The 313-nt window shown below is 37.7% G+C and carries 1 protein-coding gene; it reads right to left on the reverse strand.

The window, feature by feature from the left end:
- Nucleotides 1–9: 9 nt before the first annotated feature.
- A partial coding sequence (locus tag KVT37_RS32040) for a phage tail domain-containing protein (protein WP_217579002.1) occupies nt 10–313 on the reverse strand: 304 nt, incomplete at its 5' end.

The following is a 313-nucleotide window of genomic DNA, read 5'->3' on the forward strand; positions in this document are numbered from 1 at the left end:
TCTCATATCTTATAGGTACCTTTCTCTATACTTTAATTTCGCCCTTCCTATTTGTGCTGGCCGGACAATAATTTCATTTTCACCCTCATCCACTATTGGGTATTCACTGAATAAATCTTTTAAGGGAAGGGCGCTCCTGCCATTTATACTAGCTAGTGATTTTTCGGTATCGATAATTACTTTATCCCCTACGTCAACAATATAAGGCGTTTCATCTACGTCCACATTGTAGAGTTTCCACACTTTCAATTCACTTATTAGTAAATCCATGACAGTTGATAATGCTCCGTATTGTAGGAATGCAATAGCAACC

The sequence above is a fragment of the Mesorhizobium sp. GbtcB19 genome, assembly GCF_019091085.1.
Lineage (GTDB): Bacteria > Pseudomonadota > Alphaproteobacteria > Rhizobiales > Rhizobiaceae > Mesorhizobium.